General features: G+C 56.9%; 18 protein-coding genes. 3 read left to right on the top strand and 15 right to left on the bottom strand.

Annotation, left to right across the window (positions count from 1 at the left end):
• Positions 1-443: 443 nt before the first annotated feature.
• Positions 444-1493 (bottom strand): zinc-dependent alcohol dehydrogenase family protein, encoded by a 1050-nt coding sequence (locus FIU92_RS21860; RefSeq protein WP_152460831.1) that lies wholly within the window; start codon positions 1491-1493, stop codon positions 444-446.
• Positions 1494-1730: 237 nt separating this feature from the next.
• Between FIU92_RS21860 and FIU92_RS21855 the strand changes: the two genes are divergently transcribed.
• Positions 1731-3365, top strand: coding sequence for an NAD(P)/FAD-dependent oxidoreductase (locus FIU92_RS21855; protein WP_152460830.1), 1635 nt, complete (start codon positions 1731-1733; stop codon positions 3363-3365).
• A gap of 65 nt (positions 3366-3430) precedes the next feature.
• Here the strand turns inward: FIU92_RS21855 and FIU92_RS21850 are convergent, their stop codons facing one another.
• The 5 genes from FIU92_RS21850 to FIU92_RS21830 all read right to left on the bottom strand — a co-directional run bounded on the left by FIU92_RS21850 (position 3431) and on the right by FIU92_RS21830 (position 11490).
• Positions 3431-4315: a helix-turn-helix domain-containing protein gene (locus FIU92_RS21850; protein WP_152460829.1), complete on the bottom strand. Its 885-nt coding sequence runs from the start codon at positions 4313-4315 to the stop codon at positions 3431-3433.
• 77 nt (positions 4316-4392) lie between these two features.
• A complete protein-coding gene (locus FIU92_RS21845; protein ID WP_152460828.1) occupies positions 4393-5589 on the bottom strand; it encodes a serine hydrolase in 1197 nt (398 codons plus the stop codon).
• A 56-nt stretch (positions 5590-5645) separates the two neighbouring features.
• Positions 5646-6692 carry a helix-turn-helix transcriptional regulator gene (locus tag FIU92_RS21840; protein ID WP_254705418.1) on the bottom strand — a complete coding sequence of 349 codons (1047 nt, stop codon included), beginning with the start codon at positions 6690-6692 and terminating at the stop codon, positions 5646-5648.
• Between the two features lie 617 nt (positions 6693-7309).
• Positions 7310-10384 (bottom strand): efflux RND transporter permease subunit, encoded by a 3075-nt coding sequence (locus FIU92_RS21835; protein ID WP_152460826.1) that lies wholly within the window; start codon positions 10382-10384, stop codon positions 7310-7312.
• 2 nt (positions 10385-10386) lie between these two features.
• Positions 10387-11490, bottom strand: coding sequence for an efflux RND transporter periplasmic adaptor subunit (locus FIU92_RS21830; RefSeq protein ID WP_152460825.1), 1104 nt, complete (start codon positions 11488-11490; stop codon positions 10387-10389).
• 200 nt (positions 11491-11690) lie between these two features.
• Between FIU92_RS21830 and FIU92_RS21825 the strand changes: the two genes are divergently transcribed.
• Entirely contained in the window at positions 11691-12323 is a 633-nt protein-coding gene (locus FIU92_RS21825; protein WP_172978569.1) for a TetR/AcrR family transcriptional regulator, read from the top strand.
• A gap of 446 nt (positions 12324-12769) precedes the next feature.
• Here the strand turns inward: FIU92_RS21825 and FIU92_RS21820 are convergent, their stop codons facing one another.
• From FIU92_RS21820 to FIU92_RS21790, 7 genes are all read right to left on the bottom strand, one after another.
• Positions 12770-13450, bottom strand: a complete 681-nt coding sequence (locus tag FIU92_RS21820) for a class II aldolase/adducin family protein (protein ID WP_152460823.1) — start codon at positions 13448-13450, stop codon at positions 12770-12772.
• Positions 13443-14870, bottom strand: a complete 1428-nt coding sequence (locus tag FIU92_RS21815; RefSeq protein WP_152460822.1) for an FGGY family carbohydrate kinase — start codon at positions 14868-14870, stop codon at positions 13443-13445. The genes FIU92_RS21820 and FIU92_RS21815 overlap by 8 nt, the downstream gene beginning before the upstream one ends.
• Positions 14871-14931: 61 nt before the next feature.
• Complete coding sequence (locus tag FIU92_RS21810; RefSeq protein WP_152460821.1) at positions 14932-15780, bottom strand: sugar phosphate isomerase/epimerase; 849 nt, start codon at positions 15778-15780, stop codon at positions 14932-14934.
• A gap of 2 nt (positions 15781-15782) precedes the next feature.
• Positions 15783-16775, bottom strand: coding sequence for an ABC transporter permease (locus FIU92_RS21805; protein WP_152460820.1), 993 nt, complete (start codon positions 16773-16775; stop codon positions 15783-15785).
• Positions 16772-17779: an ABC transporter permease gene (locus FIU92_RS21800; protein WP_152460819.1), complete on the bottom strand. Its 1008-nt coding sequence runs from the start codon at positions 17777-17779 to the stop codon at positions 16772-16774. Before FIU92_RS21800 ends, FIU92_RS21805 begins: the two co-directional genes overlap by 4 nt.
• Positions 17772-19277, bottom strand: a complete 1506-nt coding sequence (locus tag FIU92_RS21795) for a sugar ABC transporter ATP-binding protein (protein WP_152460818.1) — start codon at positions 19275-19277, stop codon at positions 17772-17774. The genes FIU92_RS21800 and FIU92_RS21795 overlap by 8 nt, the downstream gene beginning before the upstream one ends.
• A 63-nt stretch (positions 19278-19340) precedes the next feature.
• The gene (locus FIU92_RS21790) at positions 19341-20327 is read right to left on the bottom strand and encodes a substrate-binding domain-containing protein (RefSeq protein WP_152460817.1); all 987 of its coding nucleotides are present in this window, start codon (positions 20325-20327) and stop codon (positions 19341-19343) included.
• Between the two features lie 103 nt (positions 20328-20430).
• Between FIU92_RS21790 and FIU92_RS21785 the strand changes: the two genes are divergently transcribed.
• On the top strand, positions 20431-21525 hold the full coding sequence (locus tag FIU92_RS21785; protein ID WP_152460816.1) for a LacI family DNA-binding transcriptional regulator: 1095 nt from the start codon (positions 20431-20433) through the stop codon (positions 21523-21525).
• Positions 21526-21575: 50 nt separating this feature from the next.
• On the opposite strand, the gene FIU92_RS21780 is transcribed toward FIU92_RS21785, so the two are convergent.
• Together FIU92_RS21780 and FIU92_RS21775 are read right to left on the bottom strand one after the other, a co-directional pair.
• Positions 21576-23231 carry an FGGY-family carbohydrate kinase gene (locus FIU92_RS21780; RefSeq protein WP_152460815.1) on the bottom strand — a complete coding sequence of 552 codons (1656 nt, stop codon included), beginning with the start codon at positions 23229-23231 and terminating at the stop codon, positions 21576-21578.
• On the bottom strand, positions 23228-23953 hold the full coding sequence (locus FIU92_RS21775; RefSeq protein ID WP_152460814.1) for an SDR family oxidoreductase: 726 nt from the start codon (positions 23951-23953) through the stop codon (positions 23228-23230). Before FIU92_RS21775 ends, FIU92_RS21780 begins: the two co-directional genes overlap by 4 nt.
• Between the last annotated feature and the right edge of the window lie 18 nt (positions 23954-23971).

Genomic DNA, 23971 nt, shown 5'->3' with positions numbered 1-23971 from the left:
TTGCTAACGTTAGATTGTATGCAGCATGTTCGAGGAACCGAACGCTACCACTTGACAGGGACGGCCCAATCCGGACGTTGGTCAACAATTCAAGATGCTGCAGTCGCAACCCGCATAGCTGCCATTCGTCGCGCGCGTAAAATCCTGTTAGAACGGTAATTCACAGTCTGCGGGACAGAACAGACCTCTGCCCGAAAGTGGCGGATACCCGGTCCCAGCCCATTTTGACCAGAAAACCGCCAGGGCAATTGTATGAAACACATTGCCGCTGGGGATTTCCATAGAGTTCACAGGTCGGTCTGCTTTTGCCTTTAGATTTTCTCGGCCGACTTCTCCTTGGTGCTCGGTCCGTTTTGGCTTCTGCCTCGTACCACTTTGTCTCTCGACGATAATGTCTTGGCTCGTTGTCCGTTCAGACGTGGCCCACATACAGATGGCGGGTATCAGGACGACGGCGCTGTCAACAGCACCTTTAGCGCGCCCTCTTCGGCAGCATTTCCGAAGACCTCGTAGGCTTGCAGGATCTCATCAAGATCAAACCGATGGGTGATGAGGCGAGACGGGTCGATCTGCCCGGCCTCCACTGAGCGCATGAGCTGCTGCATGGTGTCCGTGTTCACTAGACCCGTGGAAATGGTGATGTTCTGAATCCAGAGACGCTCTAGCGCCAGATCCACCTTTGTGCCATGCACGCCGATATTGGCGATGCGGCCACCGGGGGCGATGATGTCCTGACAGAGCTCGAAAGTCTTGGGGATGCCGACGGCCTCCATCGCCACGTCGACGCCGACGCCGTCGGTCATTTCCATGATCGCCTCGGTGGCATTGCCCTCGGAGACGTCAATGGCATCGGTCGCACCGAACTGGCGCGCCAGCGCGAGGCGTTTTTTGTCCATGTCGACCATGATGATCTTGGCAGGCGAATAGAAGCCAGCCGTGAGCAGCGCGGCCATGCCGACCGGCCCCGCACCGACGATGGCGACCGTATCACCGGGAGAAACCTTGCCCGAGAGCACGCCAATCTCGAACCCCGTGGGCAGGATGTCCGACAGCATGACGAGCGACTCTTCATCCATGCCTTCGGGGATGCGGTGCAGGCTGAAATCGCCATGTGGAATGCGGACGTATTCCGCCTGAGTACCGTCGATCAGATGGCCCAACTGCCAACCGCCGCCGTTAAGACAGTGCGAATGCATCCCCTTGCGGCAATTCCGGCAGGAGCCGCAGGCGGTGATGCAGGCGATCAGCACGCGGTCGCCGGGTTTGAAGCCCTGAATGCCCACGCCGACGTCCTCGACCACGCCCACGCCCTCATGGCCCAGCGTGATCCCCGGAGCGACGGTGGGCACGTCGCCCTTGAGGATATGCAGATCGGTGCCGCAGATCGTCGTCGCGGTGATTTTCACGATCACGTCCGTGGGGGTCTCAATCGTGGGCATGGGTTTGTCGACCCATTCCTTCTGGCCGACGCCGTTGTAAATCAGAGCTTTCATTTCCCGTCCTCCCTTGAATGCGGTTCTGGCAAGCTAGAGGGCCGCTCGCGCCCCGGTCTTGAACGTTCCCTTGGCGGCTTTTGAAGGTTTCTGCACGGTGTATGTTTTGTTCAAAGCGCCGTTTCGGATCGTTCAATACGTGAGCCGCAAGCCCAGTTAGCCTCGCCCCCCAGCACCGGCCTCGCGATGGAGGAAATCGCGCTCCGGCTGCATCGAAAAACCCAAAGGGAGAGAGAAATGACCCAGAGAATTGATGCCCTCGTGATCGGCGCAGGGGTGGCGGGGCTCTACCAGCTTCACCAGCTGCGCGAGATGGGAATGAACGTGCATGGAGTCGAGGCAGGCACCGATGTGGGGGGGACGTGGTACTGGAACCGCTACCCCGGCGCAAAGTTCGACAGCGAGAGCTATATCTACCAATACCTGTTTGACGAGAAGCTCTACAAGGACTGGACATGGTCGGAGCGTTTTCCGGCGCAGCCGGAGATCGAACGCTGGATGCATTACATCACGGACCGGCTGGACCTTCGCAAGGACATCACCTTCTCGTCCAAGGTGACGAAAGCGGAGTTCAACGAGCGCACCGGGCGCTGGTCGGTCGAGACTGACAGCGGCGACACCTATGACACTCAGTTCCTGATCGGCTGCACCGGAATGCTATCCGCGCCGCTGACAGATCGCTTCAAGGGACAGGACACCTTCAAGGGCCCGATCGTGCATACCGGGCGCTATCCCAAGGGCGGGCTGGATCTCGAAGGCAAGCGCGTGGGCGTGATCGGCATCGGCGCGACGGGCATTCAGGTGATCCAGACCATCGCGCCCATCGTTGGCTCCATGACCGTTTTCGTGCGCACGCCGCAGTATGTCTTGCCAATGAAGAACCCAAAGTACGGTCCGACGGAGGCCGCCGCTTACAAGGCGCGCTGGGGTGAGTTGACCACCAACCTGCCCAAGACCTTCACCGGCTTCGAGTATGACTTCGTGCATACATGGGCCGAATGTTCGCCGGAGCAACGCCGCGAAATCCTTGAGGAAATCCATGCGGATGGCTCATTAAAGCTCTGGCTGGCCTCGTTCGCGGAGATGTTCTTTGACGAGGCGGTCTCCGAGGAGATCAGCCAGTTCGTGCGCGAGAAGATGGAGGCGCGGCTGAAAGACCCGAAACTCATCAACATTCTCGTGCCAAAGAAGGACGATTACGGCTTTGGCACCCACCGCGTGCCGCTAGAAACGAATTACCTCGAGGTTTACCTTCAGGACAATGTCGAGGCGGTTTCCGTCAAGGAGAACCCAATTACGGAGATCGTGCCCGAGGGTGTGAAGTTGGAGGATGGCACCGTCTATCCGCTCGACGTCATCATCATGGCGGTGGGCTTCGATGCAGGCTCCGGCGCGCTGGCGCGGATCGACATTCGCGGGCGCGATGGCATGACGCTCAAGGGCGAGTGGGACAAGGACATCCGCACCACGCTGGGCCTTCAGAAATACGGCTTCCCGAACCTCTTCATGACCGGCGCGCCCCTCGCCCCCTCTGCGGCGCTGTGCAACATGACCACCTGCCTACAACAGCAGACCGAGTGGATCACCGAGTGCATCAAGGCCATGCGTGACAAGGGCGCGACCGTCTGTGAGCCGACCGCCGAGGGCGAAGACGCCTGGGTCAGGCATCACGACGAGACGGCCAATGCCACGCTGATCGCCAAGACGAACAGCTGGTATACCGGCTCGAACGTGCCGGGCAAGCCGCGCCGGGTTCTGTCCTACACCGGCGGCGTCGGCACCTACCGCGCCAAGTGTCAGGAGATCGCCGACAAGGGCTATGAAGGCTTCGCCATGACCGGCGCGCCGGAGATGGCGAAACCGGCGGAGTAACTCCCTCCCAGAGACCTCAGGGTGGGCGCGTCTTGGCGGCCTGCTCTGAGGGAACCGAGAAAATCCTACTGCGCCTGGCGTCGGAAGACTGCGGGCGTTTCCTCGAAGGCGGCACGGAACATGCGCGTCAGATGCGCCTGATCGGAGAACCCACAGTCCAAAGCGATGCCCTTGATCGGCTCGGAGGTGGTCGCCAAAAGGTGCCGCGCCCGCTCCAGCCGTTGCGCCGTGACATAGGCATAGGGCGGTTTCCCAAAGCTGCGCCGGAACTGGCGGGCAAAGAGACAGGACGTCAGCCCCAGCACATCCGCCATGCATTTGAGATCCATCGAACGAGCCAGGTTGGCGTCGATGTATTCGGTGATGATGCGCTCCTGTACGCGCGTCAAAGCACCTTCGCTGCGGGCCTCGGGCGCGCGGATTCCAGCATAACGCCGCAGCAGATGAATGATGAGGCCGCGCGCGATGCTGTCCACGTAAAGCGCACCGCCCAATCCGGCGGTCCGCGCCTCGTTTGAAATCAACTCCATCGCCTGCATCATCACCGGGTCATCGGTGCGCAGCACATCCGCCAGAACCACCTCAGAAACGCTGCAATCCAACGCCTCGCTCGCCACTTCGGCCACCAAGGCACCAGAGAGGTAAACATGGGTGACGTCGATCGGCTCCTTCCAGTTCCACGACACCTGCTGCGCGCGGGTGAGCAGCGACGCTGCCCCCGGACACAGAGTCTCCTTGGTCCAGCGCCCGTCGAAACGGCGCTGCATCGGTGTCACCCCCGCGCGATACCCCACCAGCATGAAGTCCTTCATGCTCGGCACGATCACGTCTTGCGCCTCGTAGTGGTAGGACCGCAGGCCGACATTCTTCCAACCCAAGCCGTCACTCGCCAGAAGCACCCGCCCCGGCACCCACCGGGGCAGATCCTCGAAATTGATGAAATCGCTCATCACGCACCCTCCTCCCAAAGCCATACGAAACGAGAGACGGGGGCACATGGCGCGCCCCCGCTGGTCAGTTTGGCGCTTTAGCCGCGTAAGGCGCGATAGACCGCCGTCTCGAAATCGAGGTAGCCGACAAAGGAGGTCGGATCGCCAAACGGCAGGATCTGGGTCGCCCAGTAGCCGCCAACGCCCGTCGAGCGGTCGATCCAATAGAAGCTGTTGGCCAGTCCGGCCCAGCCAATCGCCCCCGCCGGACGGCCCGTGGGCGCCTCCTCGGTGTTGACCATGAAGGTGTAGGACCAGTCCTTGCCGAGACCGGGGAAGAACTCCGCGTCATTGGAGAGCGTCGGGATCACCCCCGGGAGCATCGTCACCTTCTGCGGCGGCACCAGCGCGCCCTTCACGGCCCATTCCACCGTTTCAGGTTTCAGAACGCGCCCCTTCGGCCCGTTGCCGTCGTTGAGCCACATGCGGATGAACTTCATGTACTCGGGCACCGTGCCGTAAAGGCCGTGCCCGCCCATATCCACCTCAGGATTGTCTGGCAGCGAGAAATCATCCATCGGCGTCAGGGACATATCGCCGCCGCGCGCATGGATCGTGGCAGAGCGGGTTTTCATCGCGTCCGTGCGGGTGAAGGCGATGTCCTCCATGCCCAGCGGATCGAACACCCGCTCTCGCATGACCTCACCCAGCCGCTTGCCGCGAATGCCCTCGACCACCTGCCCGACCCAGTCGATGTTGGTGCCGTACTCCCACTTATCGCCCGGATCGAAGAGCAGCGGAGTCTCGATGGCGGCGCGGGAGCCGGTGATGACCGAAGGCTGGCCGTGCTCCTCCGCCATGCGCTTGTACATCTCGTTGAAGAAGTCATAGCCGAAGCCGCCCGTGTGCAGCATCAGCTGCCGGGTGGTCACGTCGGACTTCGGCGCGCGCAGTCGGGGCTGGCCGTTGGCGTCGAACCCTTCGATAACCTTAAGGTCCCCGATGGCCGGGGCGTAGGATTTCGCGGGGGCATCAAGGTCCAAAAGCCCCTCTTCGACGCATTGAAGCGCCGTTGTCCCGGCGATGGCCTTGGTGGTGGAGAAGATCGCAAAGACCGTGTCCTCGGTCATCGCGTCGTCGCCCAGCCGCCGCTCGCCCGCTGCGCCTGAGTAGATGTCGCCTTCGCGGTCTGTGACCATCGCAACGACGCCGGGCACGCGCGCCGGGCCTTCGGTGGTGCCGCGTAGCACGCTGTCGAGCGCGGCGGCGAGGTCTTTGGTGTGAATGTCCTTCATGGTGTCCTCCCTTGAACAGTGCATCACAGGATGCCCGTCCAATACGGAAAGCGCTGTCACCCATCGGCAGAGCCTGTCCGAAATCGGAAGCCGAGTTGGCCACGCGTTGCACGCTTCCGTGTCTGGGACGGGGACTCGCCGAACCGGTCACGATAGCGCCCCGCAAGAGCGCCGAAATTGCTGAAGCCCCACGCACTGGCAATCGCCGTCACCGTCTCTTCCGGCGGCAGCGTTTCAAGGTCCCTCCGAAACCCGTCGAACCGTCGGGCTGCCAGGAAGGTCCGCGGCGACACGCCCCGGAACCTGTGGAAGCCGCCCGAAAGCGTGCGCGCCGAGACGCCAACACGCTGCGCCACTTCCCCTATCGACGGCGCATCGCGCGCCTCGGCTTCCATGATCTCCTCGGCCCGGCGGACGTATCCGGGCGCGGCGCACCGAGCGCCTTCCTGTAGCGGGAAACCCGCCGCACCAGCCCATTGCCGCAACAATTCCACGCAGAGCATTTCCTCGATGTGACGCGCCAACGCCGTATCGCTGGGCGCGCCGCCCGCCTGTACCAGTGTACGCGCTGTGTAGTCCAGCAAGGACAGCCACGCCGACCCCGGCCCGCCGAACCTGACCCGCCGTGTCCACAACCCGTCATCCGGCACGAAGCCGAACCAGCGCTCTGCCGTTTCCTCCATGACCGCATGCGGGATGGTCAGGTTCAGCTGCATGTGGTCCGGATCGCCTTGGAGCCAGTAATCCGTGCGCGAGCAATCCACGACGAAACTGTCACCGGCACCCGTGGCGATGGACCCGCCGTCCACCTGGTGATCGAGCGCGCCCCGCAGCGTGTTCAGGACGAGGATGTTCCCCGCTTCCGGATCGAACCTGTCCAGATGGATGCCCGTGCCATAGGAGAAACGAGTCATGGTCAGGCGCCCTGCACGGGCACTGATCATGGTGGCATCGGGGCGTGAAAGCCTGACCAATGGCCTGACGCGGTACGGCATGTAGACGTTTCGACAGAAGGCCTGAACCTCGTCCCAATCTGCAGAGCGCGATGCGCTTCCATGGTCGATCGCCAGACCTCCCGCGTCCCGCAAGAGGGCATCGTGCAACAAACTCCTGCTCCTCCTCGTGATTTCGGCTTGGCGAACCCTAGCACAAGCATGGCGAGCAGTCATCTACTTCGGCATCGGCACGACATGACCCGATCAGCCAAATGATCCCGAGGCATGCGCGCCGAATTTCCGCTCCCTGCGCGTTGCGGCCATTCATGCAAGCTGCAGCATTGGTAAGAATGGGCTCCTTGCTGACCTCGGTGCTGTTGCAGCAAAACCCCATGCCCCGCCAATAGCTGATCACGAGGACGGCCCATAGTGGACATTCAGCACAGCTGCTAAATTCTGCGGTCGCAGCCCGCTTTGCGGTCATTCGCTACATCTGCGAAGTATTGAGTTGGTCAATTTCACAGCTCGCGAAATAATGTAGCTTTCGCCGCGGATGCGTCCGATATCGTCCGTTACCGAGGTGGTCAACGATGACGATATTGGTCACGACTACTATGGATTTCTACTCATAGTTTGTCCCGCTGATGACCGAAATGAAGGCCATGCAGCGGGACGTGCCGTGAGTGGCATCGGGAGCGTCAGGAATCGATCACGAGGTTCATGCGGCATGCACTTTGGGGTGACGGAAAGAACCGCCAAATTTGGGAACTCGATGTCGCAAGCCTTCATGCGGCCGCCTTCTCGGCTTCAAGGGCATATTCTGTCCGACGGCGTTCTTCGTTTCTGAAAAACAGTCGGTAAGTGGGTGGGACGAACAAAAGCGTCAATGGTGACGCAAGAAAGAGGCCGCCCACCATCAAAGTTGCCATTGGCTCGAAAAGAGCGCCCCCATTCAGCGCCATTGGAACAAGTCCCAAAACTGTCGTGAGCGAGGCAAGCATAACCGGCCGGACGCGCTTTTTCGCTGCTGTAACGATTGCATCATCGAGGCTCTGCGTTTGTCGTTCGATATCAATCTGGTCTATCAGCACGATTGCGTTGTTGATGATGATCCCCATCAGCGACAACAGTCCAAGGATGGCAAAGAATGAAAGCGGCCGACCAGAGAGTTCGAGTGCGAGTGGCGCACCAACAACAATTAGCGGAATAGTCATAATGGTCAGGGCGACCCGTCGGGCCGAGTTGAATTGAAACGTGAGTGCAGCCAACATCACGATCATGGCGTAAGGAATGCCGGCCGCCAGCTTACCCCGAATTTTGGCACCTTCTTCGCTCTCTCCGCCGATGCGGATGTTATACTCCGGTCCCAGATCAAGCGCGGCCAATGTCGGCTGCAAAAGCTGCTCTACCTGAGTTGCGCCCAAGGTTTCACTTTTGCCGGATATCGTGATCATTCGCTCCTGGTTCTCCCGCCGGATTTGCGAGAACTGGAGAGTGGGTTTGAAAGTCGCAACCTGGTTGAGTGAAATTAGTCCGCCATTTGTGGGCACCGACAAGTTTGCCAGATCTTCCAGACTGTCACGGAAGTTACCCTGGGCTCGTGCGACGATTGGAATAGCCTCGGTCCCTTCGCGAAAGGTCGAGTAGGATGCACCGCTGAAGAACGTTTCCATCGCGTCGGAGACATCCTGAGATGTAATTCCAAGCTCCCTTGCTTTGTCTTGCGCGACATCGATGACCATCTTAATGGACTTATTGCCCCAATCGTCTTCGTTACGCACAAGGTTCGGAATCCGGGCAAAGCCAGATTTCACTTTCTCTGCGGCTGCCATAAGCAGATCGCCGTCCGGGCCGGTAATCTCAATTTCGACGATCCCGGATTCCGTGCCGCCCATGGACAGGCGCGCCAGGCGCGGTCGGAACGCTGCAAAATTTTCAGTCAGATGACGTCGGGCGCGTTGTTCCATCGCTTTTGCGCCATCAAAGCTCTGCGTGTTCACGACGAAGAATGCGCTGGCTGGATCAGTCTCTGCAGGATCAAGTCCAAGGTAGAATCGCGGCCCGCCGTCACCGACGTAAATTGTCGTATCACGCACCTCGGGATTGATCTCAACGTTTCGCAACCACTGCTCGACAGCCAGAGCCTGAGCGCGGGTTTCTTCAATGGCCGTACCCTTCGGCATGTCGAGGTAGACCAGGAAATCCGAGCGTTGGCTGAGCGGGAAAAGTTCCGCCTTGAGATTTGCGAAGACGGTCGCGGACCCAATGACAAGCCCGTAACATACGACAATGATGGGTACACCCCAGGGAAGCAAAGCCCGCGTGACCGAGCCGTACACGCGTCGCATCCGGCTTTCTTGTTCAACTTTCTTTTTCTTGGATTTCACAAGCCGCGCAGCCAAGAACGGAAGTATGTAATGCGCTACAATCCAAGACCCCGTCAGCATTGATGAAACGACGGCGCCCATGGCGAAGGCAAACTGTCCCTCGGTTCCATCAAGGATCAACATCGGAACAAAGGCTGCGATGGTGGTCAGAGACGCGACCGCAAGAGGAATAAAGAACTGCCCGCAAGAGGCGATGGCTGCTTCGCGCGGGGACATACCTGCATCAACTTTGGTCTGGATATCTTCAACAACAACCAGACCATTGTCGACGAGAAGGCCAAGCGAAATAATAACGGCCGCAATTGAGACCTGTTGTACGTCAACGCCGATGAAGGCCATAAGGATCAACGCAAACATCACCGTGAAGGGAACGATGCTTGCAATAATCAATGCGGGACGTAGGCCGAGGAAGACCATCATGACAGCAAACACGACCAGAAAGGTCTGGCCCACATTCGATAGGGCGCTGTTTACCGCAACCGTGACGTTTTTTTCCTGAAAAGTTGAGACGTTGAAAGTCACGCCGATCGGTTGTTGGTTCTCAAGTTCGACAATGCGCTTTTCAAGCTCCCGACCAAGTTGCTGAATGTCACGGTCACTGGCCATTTCCACACTGACCATGAGAGCAGGCTGGCCATTGAAGTAAACCGGCTTGTCTGGTGGATCGATATAGCCTCGACGTACAGTCAGTATGTCCTTCAACCGCACAAAGCCACTCAGACCCGGCACTTTGGTAAGGACACCTTCAATTTCTTCGACCGTCGAAAGATCACCATTGGCTTCCATAATGATCTTGGTGCCGTCAGAGTTCAGCTCGCCGGCCGGTAGGATAACGTTTTGCGCCTGTAAGTCCTGTAGAACGCGTGGAAGTTGCACCCCGATTGCGGCCATGCGGCGCGTATCAAGCTCCAGCCAAATCCGCTCTTCCTGTTTGCCGAAAATGGACACTTTGGTGACACCATCGACGGTGTACAATCCGTTTCGCAATTCATCGGCCGCATCGAAAACCTCGGCGTAGGAAAAGCCTTCTCCGGTAACTGCGATTGTGGCAATGGCTACGTCGCCAAAGTCTGTGTTCACCAAGGGGCCTTGTGTGCCTTCGGGCAACTCTCCGCGGCTATCATTCATCTTGTTGCGAATGTCCTGAAACACACGGACCAATTCGGTTTCGGGGACCGCATCAAAGATGTGCAGTTTCAAAACCGCCGCGCCAGTAAGAATACGGGTTTCTATATCTTCTACTTCACCGATCTCGCGCGCGGCACGTTCCAGTGGAACCGCTATCAGATCTTCGACACGTTCCGGTGACATTCCCGGAAATTGTGCTGCGACAATTGCGGTACGCACAGTGATGGCTGGATTTTCCCGCTTGGGCAGGTTCAAATATGTAAGGCTGCCAGCGATCAGCAGGCCGATCATGACCAGGATTGTCAGTCTCGACCTTTCCAGCGCGAAACGTGTCAAAGCTTCCATAATCAATTCTCGTCGATAAGGTTGACCTTCATACCGTCGCTCAGGAATGAAACTCCGGCTGAGGCAACGCGATCGCCAAGATCCAATCCTTCAACGACCAAAACTGCGTTTTCACGGACACCGCCGATGGAAACATCGCGTTCCAAAACAGTTTCAGTCACGGCATCGTAGACAAACACCTGCGCTTTGCCCGGCCCTTGTGGTCGGTCTGCGGAAAACCCAATCTGACCTTTTTTCAGGATTGCACTGAGGGGGATGGTAAAACCCTGAGCCGCAGGAAGCGGCAGTTCAATGGAAGCTTCTACGGCCATGCCAGCCTTCAGAATTGGATCGTTGTCCTGCAAACTAAGAACCACCGGAAAGCTGGATACCGCATCCGCGCGCGCGCCCAGTTCGGTGACAACCGCGTTTAAAGAGACATCAGGAAGGTCGGCCAAACGAATTGTAGCCGGTGTTCCCACCACGAGTTGCGTGGCCGTTTCAAAATTGACGCTGAATGAGATCTCAAATGCATCGGGCGCATAGAGTGAAACCATAGGAACACCCGGTGAGACCGTGCTGAAACTCACCGCATCCACAGCATTAATGACCCCATCGATAGGAGAGATAATGCTTGTCTTGCTTAGATTTTCCTGGGCACTGTCGCGGGACTTTTTCGCTTGCTCAAGGCGAGCCTCACTGGAGATTGCTTCCGCTTGAGCGTTATCGCGCGCCACCTTTGTTGTGCTGCCACGTGCAAACAAATTTTGCTGACGCGTCAGGTTATCAGCTGCGTTGTCACGCGTGGCTTGGGCGGCTAGGACGCCTGCGATAGCATTATCCAGTTGGATCTGAAAAGCTGTCGTGTCCAATGAGATCAATGGTTGACCGGCCTCCACTCGCTGACCTACCTCAAGATCCACGGCTTGAAGTTTTCCCGCGACTTCGAAGGACAACGTGTTCAGTGAAGTTGGTTCAAGAACGGCTGGAAAACGGCGCACAGTCGAGTCTTTGGTGTCCTGAATGAGATGCGTCTTCAATCCACGAACAAGTGGCTCGGAAGCCAGCTCCTCTTCCTTGCAGGCCGTCAATGACACCAGTCCCAAAATGATCGCTATTACTCGCATTTATTACGGCGCCCTCTTCTCAAAATGAATCGTGCTCAGCACACGGTTCCAACCACCATGACCACAAGTCACAAAGTGACCGCCAGTCATTAAATGACCAACTGGTCATTATTCGAACATATGGTCATTCGATGTCAAGGCACTTAAAATGCGCGTGAAGCAGTAATACATTTTCTATGCAACGAAGGACGACACACAACGTGGAGCGCGTACAGAAACACACAAAGACACTATCGCGTTCCCAAAGGAGGCGTCAGGAAGACATCATTCAGGCGGCATTGAAAGTGTTTGATCGCGATGGATTTGTTGCCGCAAAAATGTCGGACATTGCGGATGAAGCAGAAGTGGCAAAGGGAACGTTGTATCTCTATTTCGACACCAAAGTAGATCTGTTGGAAGGCGTGATTGCAAAAGAGATTGTCCCGACACTGCAACAAATCGGGGCTGCGGGCCAATCGAACAAGGGAACGGCAAAGGAGCGATTGGCGCAGCAGATCCGCATCGCGGCAAAGCGCATAGCCTCGCCGGAAATGAAAACGCTACTTCGACATATGATCTCTGCGGCTCCCAATCACGAGCGGATAGCAAAATTCTACTATGATAACGTTATCGTAAAGGGACTGGAGCACATTCGAGCCACGCTGGATTATGGGGTTGAGACAGGTGAGTTTCGGAAGGAAGTAAAGGATATTGATGCTCTCGTACTTGTTGGCGCACCCATTTATCCCGCAGTCTGGAATATCCTGTTTCGGGAGATGGCAGAAATAGACTCAGACAAGCTTGCCGAGGATTTTCTGAAAATCGTTCTGGTTGGCCTCTCAGCAACTGACTAGATCGTGTTGGCGAATGGGCGCTTTTTGAGTGGTTCCCTCTCTTAGTCTGTGCTCGGCCCATACCGGACCTTCACCTCATAATCTCCATGCTGCGGCGCGGCCAGTCGAACCTGCCGTTCGCTGCGAGCGCAAAATCAAAGGCTGCCTGAACTCGCGAATTGCGGAACAACTCTGCCGTTGGTAGCACAACAATCATTGTCTGGTTCCGCGAGCCACAATCCGCACGGTCTTGATCGTGGTATGGTGATGCGCCTGTAGCCCAGTGCCCTCAGTGCCTTCCGAGCAGGGCCATAGTGGGCGCGCCGCTTTTTGAACCAAGGACGGGCTGACCTGGTATCGGTATCCTAAATATCGACTGTATTCTTACATACGTAGGCTAAGAAAGCCCCCTGCACGTCACAAATGAAGTCCTTCTCACAACGGCGCTACAATGATGTCCGCAAACACTAGCCGCGGGGTAGTGCGATGTCGTTGCTGCCTTCAGGCTCTGGTCCAAGGCCATAGTCCATTCGGTGCATCTGATCGATCACACGTGACATTTCTTCATTCGACAAAACCGGCGGTTCCCCAAGCGGTAGCGCTTGCACATAAAGTCGAGACAACATCTCGACCTCTGTCGCCAACCAAAGAGTCTTGTCCAGTGTCTTGCCGATCGCGATCTGCCCGTGTTGTGCCAACAGACACGCTGTTCTGCCTTTGAGCGCCGCCAGCACGGCCTCAGATAGCTCCTGCGTCCCAAACGTAGCATATTCGGCACAGGGGATGGTCGTTCCGCCAGCCACTCCGACCATGTAGTGGAAAGCCGGAATCTGTCGGTGATGGCAGGCAAGCGTCGTTGCGTAAACCGAATGGCAATGCAACACGACATCTATATCCGGGCGGGCTTTCAGAATATCGCGATGGAAACGCCATTCAGATGATGGCCTGCGCCCGACATAGGTGCCTTCGAAATCCATCTCCACCAAATCGTCGGGTTTCATCTTGTCATAGGGCAAAGACGACGGTGTTATCAGGAACCCGTCCTTAAAACGGACCGACAGATTTCCGGCCGTGCCCTGGTTGATCCCCGTGGAGTTCATTTTCAGAGATGTTTCAACCATACGCTCGCGCAGGTCATGCTCAGTCATAAGATTGGCCTCCTTGTCGATTTGCGGCCTCGCGCCATTGCGTCGCGTATTCCGTCAAGCCCGGCAGTACAATAGGTACGACCGGTTCAAGCGTCAGAGGCGTCGATGGGCTACCCGACGCCCTGCATGCAAGTTGCAACGCACCTGCGACAACACCATGAGTTTCATGCGACGCTTCTGTGCGAAGGCCCGGACGCAAGGCCGCGACGATTTGCGCGTACATTGGGTCCTTCAGAAACGTGCCATCCAAGATGAGCATTGAGCCTCCGTTCAAGACATCAGTGCAGGTGACTGTCAGCAATGCTGAGTGCAGAACCGCAAGCGCCGCGCGCTCAGCTTGGTTTTCTGGAGGAGCACCGACAATATGACCTCGTCTGGCTGAGCAGGGAAACTGCCCGTCATTGTCACCAAAACTCGGCATGGCCATCGTACCCCGTGCGATCAGTCGCGCCACGACCTTTTGTTCGGCAACTTCATTGATTGTGTCTGCTCCGGCAATGGCCGAAAACTCTCGCCCACCCATCGTCAGTGCCCCACCGATCGGGTTGCCATCCATATCTGCGTTAATCGTGGTGCCAAGTGACTGATCAAGTTTTACGGTTTCAACGTCACGCGACAAAGCGACAACCCAGGTTCCCGTTGAAACCAGGGTAAAATCCTGAACCTGTGCGGCCAGATAGCGAAAAAAGTTGGCCGTGGAGTCATGTGCTCCGGTCAACACCACCATGTCCTGCGGCAAGTCAAATCGCTCTACAAGATCCTTGCGCACCGGCCCAAGAGGGTCCCAGGCCGCCCGGAATTCTGGCATTAGTGCTTTCCAACCATGTTCCAGAACAATCGGCGTCCACCGTCGCTGCGGCACGTTCCACAGATGCGACTGCGCCCCCATTGCCGAGTATTCAGAGGCCGCGACTCCGGTCAGCCACCAACCCCAGAATTGCGCGATGTTCAAAAAGTTCCTTGCCTTGCCAAACTGTACCGGGTTTTTGCGTTCCATCCAAAGCAACTGACGCGCCGCATGCGTGGATGCCATCATCGCCGGGCTACCGCGATCCTCGAACGTTCCCGCTTTTTTGCGATATTCTGCATCAATGTCCGCAGGGCATGCCTGCTCATAATCGATCATCGGCAAGGCTTGTCCCGCACCGGCGCCGTCTGGGTCCGAGCCCACAAGTACCCCCCCTGACCCATGCCCGACCGGAACAATCGTCCGGATTGGATGCCGCTTGCAAAGCTCTGCAAGCGTTGTGGTCAACCAGATCGAAGTGCCTTCCAAGTCATGGTATCGCCAGGTCTGACCGTCCAGAACCGAGTTTGGGGTCGACCGACTCTCAAGCAAAGTGCCGTCTTTGCTGGCAACCCAAAGCTCGATGTTGGTCTTGCCAACATCGATAACAGCGATATCACCTTTTCCGGTCAAAAGCTTAGCACGTCAGCAATTACACCGCCTCTTGCATCCCCAACTGAACCTACTGCTGTCATCATATGAGGCGGTACTGGGCCGCTTTGTTCCTGAGGAACGGCAACCCCTTGTCCATAACGTCTTCGAAGGAAGGGGCAACAGGCCGCCACACAGCAAGACCGTACCCAATCTGAGGGGGCATGTTGATGAAACTTTCCATCGCAAGCCCCCCCTTGAAGCCGATCGCGGCCAGCGTGGCGTAGATTTCGTCCCAGTCACAGGTCCCCTCGCCCGGTGTGCCGCGGTCGCTTTCAGACAAATGTATGTAGCGCAAGTGTTCTCGTGCATCGAGGATACCGTTGCCCGCGCCCTTCTCCTCGATATTCATGTGATACGTGTCGAGATGGATGAAGATATTGTCGGCCCCCACCTTTTCAATCATGTCGACCGCCTGCCAACCTGTATTGATCAAATGGTTCTCGTAGCGATTTACCGGCTCGATACCAAAGGCGATCCCAAGGGTCTTGGCATGTTTCGCGGCTCCCTCCAAAGCCCGAGCAATATTATCGTATTCTGCCTGCGTGGGTGGGACCCCTGTGCGTTCTCCGATGCCGCCATATGTGACGCCGGAAAGTGCTTCGGCACCCATCTTGCTGGCCATATTCATAGCGTCAACAAGGTGCTCGATTGCGCCGTCTGGATTGACTGACGCCCAGTTTTGTTCAGGCAGTCCGAGCGAGCAGACCGCTCGCATTTCGTGTTTTTCGAGCAAGTCGCGCGTGTGGGCCGCATCCACAACGCCGGTATCCAGCAAGGCAATCTCGATGAAATCCATCTTGTAGGCCGCCGCAGCGGGTATCGTCCGCGCGGCCCCATCACGATCCCAATGCATGGTCCACATGCTGGTATGTACGCCGAAACCTTCCATGATCATGTCCCTCTTCGTCGTTTGTCTCGCCACCGCTCACCAACCCAGCGCAGCGCCATCACGCCAATCAGAAACAACCCCCAGACAGCAGTGGACAAATGCTGGTTGGCACCGATCAGGTTCAAACCTGATGAAAGTGCTTGCAGGATAATCAAGGCCAGAACCACCGGCAGAACACGCCCAAACCCGCCAAATGGATCGATACCGCCCAGGAAACAAGCCAGCACTGTCACCAGCAGTAGGGCCTCGCCATGGCCAACTCGGACAGAATTGAAACGCGCCGCCATCAAAATCCCGGCAACGGCGCATATCACGCCCGAAATCGCGTAGATCAAGACAAGTGTCCGGCGCGTATGCAGGCCGGAATACTCAGACGCTTGGATGTTCGAACCGATCATATAGACCGAGAACCCGTGTCGTGATTGTCTTAGCATGATATGCCACATAAGCGCGGCCACCAGAAAGACTATCATCGGAACTGGAACGCCCATAACGCTGCCGTGCCCCAGTACGTTCATGTATTCTGGAAATCCCGATATGTCTCCTCCACGCGTCAGGAACTCACCCAACCCACGCAGGAAGATCATCATGGCAAGCGATACCAGAATGGGATGTGCACCGACATAAGCCACGACGACCCCCATGACAGCTCCCGAAGCAGCACCGGCCAGTATGGCAAGCGCCGCACCCAGCACGAAAGCCCCCAGTCCAGCATCGGGCCCCCCAAATTGTATCAAAACCCAGGCCAGTGCCAGACCCGATATGTTGGCTTGAAAGATGATGGCAAGGTTCAGCCCACCCGAAAGAATCGGCACAAGCATTGCCAATGTCAGCAACCCCAAGACCGGCATCTGAAACGCCATCGAGCGCAGGTTGGCACCTGTCAGAAACAAAGGCGTCGCGAAGGAAAACGCCAGAAAGACCAGGCCAAGAAAGACAAGCAGTGGCAGGGTTTCCGCACCAACTGCCGTGTTGAGTTTGTCACGCAAGCTCATGTTGTGCCCACCTTTGCGACAGCTATAGCGCCGCGTGGGGGCCGCCCAAAACTCAGGTTTGATGATGAGATGGCCAGCAGGATCGCCGCGCCGATGATCATTTGGAACGCAAAGGGCGAGATTCCAAGAAGGTTCAGACCGTTCTGCGTGATCGCAACAAACATCACCCCAAGGATGCATCCAAGAACAGTGCCTCGCCCACCACCAAGTCGAGCCCCACCGAGGACCACCGCGGCCAGCACGTCCAGTTCCCGACCGTATAGCGCATTTGGAACAACCTCTTGGGCAATGTTCACCTGCATCAGCCCCCCTATGCCGGCCATCATCCCGCACCATCCAAAGGCGACAATTTGCATCTGCCAGATATTCACGCCCGCGCGCCTTGCTCCCTCGGGGTTGTCGCCAAAGGCATAAAGCTGGCGGCCCAGAGTGGTAAGACGGATGAGGCCCCAAGTCGCGACGACGCAGACGATCATGACGGCAACTGAAAGATTCAGTTCCGACCAGCTTCCATCCGAGGCTTGTCGTTCAAAGATAAAAATACGATCAGTCCACCAATCTGGCAGGTTGTAGATATTTCGGCCTTTCGTGAAGAACATCAGCAACCCAAAGAACGCGTTGAAGGTGGCAATGGTGATAACAATAGAAATCACCCGAAACCCGTGGATCAGAAGGGCGTTGATCATTCCAAGACCGATCCCAAGCAAACCCGCGACAAAAAACCCAACCGCCCAGTTTCCACCCCCTATGCCCATGAAAACCTGCGCGGCCACATACTGAACGACAGAAGCCGCGACGGCGAAGGAAATATCAATGCCACCAGCAATCAGGACGACCAGCAGGCCAACCGCCCAGATCAGGTTCACCGCGTTATTGTTCAACAACGACGTGATATTGCCCAACGTCAGAAACGTGTCAGTACCAAGCGATAAACCAAGGATCATCAAAAGTAGAACAACACTGAGGCGCGCCTCGACGGGATGATCACGAAAGAAGTCATGCATAGATACGTGCCTCAAGTTCGGGAACGCTGGTCGCCCGTGGATCGTATTCGCCCACAATACGCCCATCCGCCATATGCAGCACACGGTCCGCATTGAACATCGCTTCGGTCACCTCGTCCGAAATCAAAAGGATCGCCAGCCCTTCTTCGGCCAAATGCCTAACGATGCGAAAGATGCCCGCACGAGCCCCGACATCCACACCCACGGTTGGGCTGTCGAGTATCAACAGCCGCGGCTCGGTTGCCAGCCATTTTGCCAGTACAACCCTTTGCTGGTTGCCGCCTGACAACGTCGAGACAGCATCCTTCGGCTGCCCGATCTTGACTGCAAGTTCGTCGATCCAGTGGCAAACCAGATCGGTTTGACGTTTTGGGGATAGCAATCCGAACCCATTGAGAATGCGATCAAGCACTGAAATAGACGTGTTATCCGCGATTGATTGCGGCTGAATTAGCCCCAGGGACAGTCTGTCTTCCGACACATAGGCAACGCCGCGCGCGATAGAGTCGCGGATCGAGGCAAATCGAACATACGACCCTTCCAGCCGGATTTCGCCCGCATCAGGTGGTTTCATACCAATTAGTGCAAGGGCCAGTTCCGTGCGGCCGGCTCCGATCAATCCTGTTAAACCCAGAACCTCGCCACGCCGTATGGTAAGCGAAACATCGTGAAACTCTCCGTGCCGGCTTAATCCAACGGTTTCCAGTACCGGTTCCGCCTGAGAACGGTCCTGAGCGCTGACCGTGTTTTCCAAAAGCGCCCCGGTCATGAGTTCGCCAAGGCGGGATTGCGTCATACCCTCGGTCGGATAGACGCCGACAAGCTTGCCATCGCGCAGGACTGTGACCCGCTCTGAAATGTCAATTACTTCTGCCAGTCGGTGGCTGACGAAGACGACAGCAATACCTTGTGAGGACAGCGTGCGAACGACCTCTAGCAATGAATCCGTTTCGCTTTGGGTTAGCGACGCCGTCGGCTCATCCATAAACACCAGACGTGCGTCGCCCATCAACGCCCGCGCAATCGCAACGATCTGACGTTGCGCAATTGGCAAATCACCCAGTCGTGTATCCAGGTTCAACGGCACCTTTAGGCGATCAAGCACAGCCTGCACGCGGGCCAGATAGCGGCGTCGGAACGTCAGGCGCGGCACCAGTCCAACCATCTCATCAAAAGCGATGTTTTCCGCGACGGTCATGTGCGGAAATAGCGCAAGATCCTGCCAAATAACCGCGATCCCCAACGCTCGGGCTTTTGTCGGGGAAATCGTGTCAACTGGCTGACCAAACAGTTGCAATTCTGCGCCAGGGTCGGCTGTATACACACCAGTAACAAGCTTGATCAGTGTGGACTTGCCACAACCGTTTTCTCCGGCAAGGCAATGCACCTCTCCCGAACGCACTTCGAAATCAACGGATTGCAGCGCCTTTACGCCGCCGAAGGTTTTCGAGACGTTTCGAAGCCTCAGCGCCGGGGCCGTGTCTGGATCAGTTTTCATGTATGTTCTTAATCTGAATGGAGATCCGCGATGCGCGGACCCCCAAATCGACAGTAAATCGTATCAGAGCCCCTTGGCAGCCAGCTCATCAACGGTGCTCTTGTTAATCTCCAAGAGGTTATCGGTGATGATGTTGCGGGTTGCGGCATCCGGACTGACAACGCCCAATCCCTCGATCTCGGTTCCTTCCGAGATTTCTTCGCCGTTCACCAGCATGTCGCCTAAAGTGACAAACACGCGGCCCGCCTCAGCTGGGTTCCACATGAACCCGCCAGAAATGACATCTTCTTTCAGCAGCTTCTGGCCCTGACCGGGTGAGAACGGCCCAAGTACATGGACCTTGCCGCCCAAGCGACGTTCCTCGATCGCGCGCCCTGCCCCGATCGGACCTTGGCTGCCAAAGGCAAGGAAGCCACGCAAATCAGGATTGGCTGCGATCAGGTCAAGTGCGGTCGAACGGCTGTCATCAACACTTTCTGCAACGCCATAACGATCACCCACCGGCTGCAACTTGTCGGAGCAGTTCTCAGCCAGCCAGGCGATGCCTGCATCCGCCCAAGCGTTGTGAAGCGGTACAGTCAGTGAACCCACATAAACGGCATAGGTACCCGGCTCTTCGGTTTTCTCACAAAGAAGCTTGGCATGCGCTTCACCGAATCCATCTGCAGAAGCCAGTTCGAAGTTCCAATCCACGTTGTTCAATCCGGGCCCTTCGTGTGCGATCACTTTGATCCCGGCGTCCCTGGCCTTCTGCAACACGGGTTCAAGTGCAGCCTCATCGTTTGGTACCACGCCGATGACGTCCACACCCTTCGCGATGAGATCTTCAATCGCACGAACCTGAAGGGCTGGGTCGGCTGAAGTCGGCCCGATCATCTCGGCGCTGACACCCAGTTCACCGGCACGTTCCTTGATTCCTTCTTCCATTGCGTTGAACCAAGGGATCCCTCCAATTTTGACGACGATTCCCATGGTAGTCTCAGCAGCTACATTGGTTACACCAAGCGTAAATGCGCAGACTGAGGCTGCGAGTATCGGTCTAAGTTTCATAATATCCTCCCAGATTGGCCAGCGCCGAAAAGGCAGCGCACGGTAAAAATCAAACTGCACCATCGGTTGTTCTTTATTGCGCAATCGATGGTGCAAAGGCTATATGGAATACACTAAACTTGTCAAAGGGGAATCTTCGGTGGCGACAACCGAGAATAAGAAACAGGTCACAATTTACGACATCGCCGACCGGGCTGGCACCTCGGCCAGTACTGTAGGTGCCGTTCTGAACGGCTCGTGGCGCAATCGACGCATCAGTGAAAAGCGCGCCAAATCGATTCAGCAAATCGCAACCGAAATGGGCTATGCACCCAATATGCAAGCGCGCGCCCTTCGCAGCGTCAGGTCAAGCATGATTGGCATGATTATTCCGATGTACGACAACCGATACTTCGGAGCGATCGCCGAACGTTTCGAAATGGCGGCCCGTGCCAGAGGGCTTTTGCCCATGACCTCGTGCACACATCGCGAGCCAGAGCTGGAGCTTGCGACGGTCAAGCAGATGCTGTCGTACAATGTGGACCGGATCGTCTGCGCCGGTGCCTCTGACCCCGATACCATCGCCCGGATTTGCAACGCGCACGGCGTTCCAACGATCAACCTTGATCTACCTGGTACAGCAGCGACTTCTATCATTTCTGACAACTACACAGGCGCATTTAAATTGACTTCAGCCCTGATAAAACATGCGCAAGCTAAAGGTTTAGATTGGCAGAACGAGTTTCTGTTCCTGGGCGGCCGTCCGACCGATCACAACACAAGCGAAAGAATACGCGGTTTCCGCGATGCGGTCTCGAATGCAGGAGCTCGACCTTTGGACGAGAACATTTTGGCCTGCGGGTACGCAGCCGCCAAGTCCAAAGCCGCATTTGCAGCAAAGTTGAAAGACACGGGCCAAATGCCGACCGCGATGTTTGTAAACTCGACGATATCGCTAGAAGGCGTATTTGATTGGTTGGCGCAGAATGACAGAGCCGCATTAGACACAATTCTGTTCGGAAGCTTTGATTGGGACCCGTTTGCTCAGTATATGGCCCAGAATCTGTTCTCCGTTCGGCAGGATGTCTCGGCGATGGTGGACACGATGTTCAGGATTATTGACGGTGAAGCACCACATGAGCCTGAAATCATCCAGATTGCGCCAATTGTCATCTCTGATAAAGCAGGCTGCGACACGGCCCCATCGTCACGGATTTAGCGAACAATTCCCCGTTGACTGTTGGTGCTCATATACTGTGCCAAAGACATTCAAAAACTTTTGCCGGGACGCGATGTAGGTAGCCCTTCAGGTGCTGCCAATGCCTGACGTAGACGACGTTCAATGTCTTGCAGACCCTTAAAGGCCTCGTACCGGGCATCATGTAGCCGTGCGATCACGCCAGATTTTGGCAAGAACCGTTCCTTTTCTGATGACATCCTCACCATTGCCTCCTCAAGAGACGTTTCTGGCTGGCTTGCCACAGCACCTAGTATAGCTGCACCCAACAGAACCGGTTCAGGTGAGGTTGTCGATAGAACAGGAGCGCCACTGGCATCTGCCAGAAGTTGCTTGATTGTGGCGCTTTCCCCTGCCCCACCACTAATTGCGACGGTCGAAGGATGAACACCATGTGCGGCTTGCGCCTCCATAATCTGACGCATCCCATAGCCTACCCCAAGCACTGCAGCGACATAGGTTGCAATGAGGTCGTCGCTGTCTTTTGCCAGCGTTAGGCCAGAAACGATTCCGGTTGCGTCCGGGTCGGCATAAGGGGCCCGGTTGCCCAGAAAATCCGGTACAATTACCCGGGCCCCTGCCAGTCGGACCGCATCGCTTGAATCTGACACGCGCCGTTCGACCTCGCGCAGAAGAAACGATTGCAGCGGCATCCCCTTTGCTTGCGCGAGGGAGGTTGCGTCGCTGCTTGATGGATGGCTCGTGATTAGGTGCGCGATCGCTTCCCCAGCCGTGGATTGCCCCCCTTCTGACAACCACATTCCCGGCACCATGGCCGAATAGTATGGCCCCCACACACCCGGAACCTTGTGCGCAGTCTTCGAAGTCGACATCGTGCAAGCGGACGTTCCGAATACATAGGCCATCGTCGACTCGGGTCCTGTTTCGGGATCAGCGCCTACGGTGCCGATACCCCCGGCATGAGCATCAATCAAACCCGCGCCAACGGGTGTACCTTCAAGCAACCCCATGCTCGATGCGGCTTGAGCGGTCAATCCCTGTGCCAGAGGTGTCCCGGGGGCCACGATCTTCTGCCCGATACGGGCATACTCCTCAGATGGCATTTCTGACAGACCAATCTGGTTGAAATAACTGTCATCCCACCGACGTTCATGCGCCAGGTAAGTCCATTTGCATGTCACCGTGCAAGCGGAGCGATCCAGTGACCCTGTTGCGGCCCATGTCAAATAATCCGGCAGGTCAAAGAATTGGCCGGCGCTGCGGAAGGAGTCCGACATATTCTCTTTAATCCACAGCAGCTTGGGCGTCTGCATCTCAGGAGAGATCCGCCCGCCAACGTAGTCCAAAACGGGGTGACCCAATCCGTTTATGCGCTCGGCCTGATCCTTGGCCCGGTGGTCCATCCAAACGATCACGTTGCGCTCGGCCCTACCCGAGGCGCTAATGCTCAGCGGTTGCATGGTCTGGTCCAGGACGACCATTGAACACGCCGCATCGAAACCAACACCTTTGACCTGCGAGGCCTCGATTCCACTCTCCTCAACCGCGCCCCGAACACAGGCACAAACAGCCTGCCAGATGTCTGTCGAAGACTGCTCGGCTATATCGCCGGTGTCGCGCCACATTTGAATTTCTTGTTTTCGGCTGGCCAACAAAGTGCCGTCGCTGTCGAATACACCCGCCCTGGCACTGCCGGTCCCAACATCTACCCCTACGAAACAGCTCATAGGTCCACCGCGTTTGGCAGGATGACAAGATCCCGGATCGTGACATTCGCGGGACGGCTGAGCATGAAAACCACGCAATCGGCCACTTCTTTGGGTTGCATCAGACTCCCCTCGGCCAATGCTTGTTCCATTTTTTCCTTCGGCCAGTCATCCAGCAAAGCAGTCACTACAGGGCCCGGCAGAACAGCGCCAACCCGCACACCATGCTTGGCAACCTGCCGCCTGACAGAGTGAGTGAAAGCCTGTACGGCATGTTTTGAGGCTGTATAGATGGGTTCCCACACAACGGGAACGACACCTGCGATAGAACTGGTCATGATGATATCACCCGACCCCTGTTTGGCCAGATGTGGCAAAACCGCCTGCACCGAGCGAAACGCCGCATTTATGTTGAGGTACAAAACACGATCCCACGCATCCGGATCGCCTTCCAGAACGTCCCCACCAATGTAAGCGCCGGCATTGGCGTGGAACGCGTCCAGACGCCCCGCTCTTCCGAGGATTTTTGGCAGCATCTGATCCACGCTATCAGGAATCGCAACGTCTGTGACGATTGAAAAAGCGTCGTCCCCCAAGTCATCGCAAACTGTCTTTAGCGCCGCTTCGTTCCGATCGACCAAAGCGACCGTGGCCCCTGCCGCGATACACTCTTTGGCACAAGCCAGCCCAATCCCCGACGCAGCGCCCGTTATCGCGATCACCTTGCCCGTCAGATCAACCATTCAGTTGCCTCCTCTACA

Origin of the sequence: Ruegeria sp. THAF33, assembly GCF_009363615.1 — a bacterium.
In the GTDB taxonomy this organism is placed as follows: Bacteria; Pseudomonadota; Alphaproteobacteria; order Rhodobacterales; family Rhodobacteraceae; genus Ruegeria.
Note: the sequence above shows the minus strand (reverse complement) of the source record. Positions and strands in the feature narration are given on the sequence as shown.

Excerpts from the sequence above, each read along its gene's own strand:
- FIU92_RS21860 (WP_152460831.1), bottom strand. The coding sequence starts at position 1,493 with ATGAAAGCTCTGATTTACAACGGCGTCGGCCAGAAGGAATGGGTCGAC.
- FIU92_RS21850 (WP_152460829.1), bottom strand. The coding sequence starts at position 4,315 with ATGAGCGATTTCATCAATTTCGAGGATCTGCCCCGGTGGGTGCCGGGG.
- FIU92_RS21780 (WP_152460815.1), bottom strand. The coding sequence starts at position 23,231 with ATGAGCTGTTTCGTAGGGGTAGATGTTGGGACCGGCAGTGCCAGGGCG.
- FIU92_RS21795 (WP_152460818.1), bottom strand. The coding sequence starts at position 19,277 with ATGAAAACTGATCCAGACACGGCCCCGGCGCTGAGGCTTCGAAACGTC.
- FIU92_RS21845 (WP_152460828.1), bottom strand. The coding sequence starts at position 5,589 with ATGAAGGACATTCACACCAAAGACCTCGCCGCCGCGCTCGACAGCGTG.
- FIU92_RS21835 (WP_152460826.1), bottom strand. The coding sequence starts at position 10,384 with ATGGAAGCTTTGACACGTTTCGCGCTGGAAAGGTCGAGACTGACAATC.
- FIU92_RS21830 (WP_152460825.1), bottom strand. The coding sequence starts at position 11,490 with ATGCGAGTAATAGCGATCATTTTGGGACTGGTGTCATTGACGGCCTGC.
- FIU92_RS21805 (WP_152460820.1), bottom strand. The coding sequence starts at position 16,775 with ATGAGCTTGCGTGACAAACTCAACACGGCAGTTGGTGCGGAAACCCTG.
- FIU92_RS21790 (WP_152460817.1), bottom strand. The coding sequence starts at position 20,327 with ATGAAACTTAGACCGATACTCGCAGCCTCAGTCTGCGCATTTACGCTT.
- FIU92_RS21800 (WP_152460819.1), bottom strand. The coding sequence starts at position 17,779 with ATGCATGACTTCTTTCGTGATCATCCCGTCGAGGCGCGCCTCAGTGTT.
- FIU92_RS21820 (WP_152460823.1), bottom strand. The coding sequence starts at position 13,450 with ATGACTGAGCATGACCTGCGCGAGCGTATGGTTGAAACATCTCTGAAA.
- FIU92_RS21775 (WP_152460814.1), bottom strand. The coding sequence starts at position 23,953 with ATGGTTGATCTGACGGGCAAGGTGATCGCGATAACGGGCGCTGCGTCG.
- FIU92_RS21855 (WP_152460830.1), top strand. The coding sequence starts at position 1,731 with ATGACCCAGAGAATTGATGCCCTCGTGATCGGCGCAGGGGTGGCGGGG.
- FIU92_RS21785 (WP_152460816.1), top strand. The coding sequence starts at position 20,431 with ATGGAATACACTAAACTTGTCAAAGGGGAATCTTCGGTGGCGACAACC.
- FIU92_RS21810 (WP_152460821.1), bottom strand. The coding sequence starts at position 15,780 with ATGGAAGGTTTCGGCGTACATACCAGCATGTGGACCATGCATTGGGAT.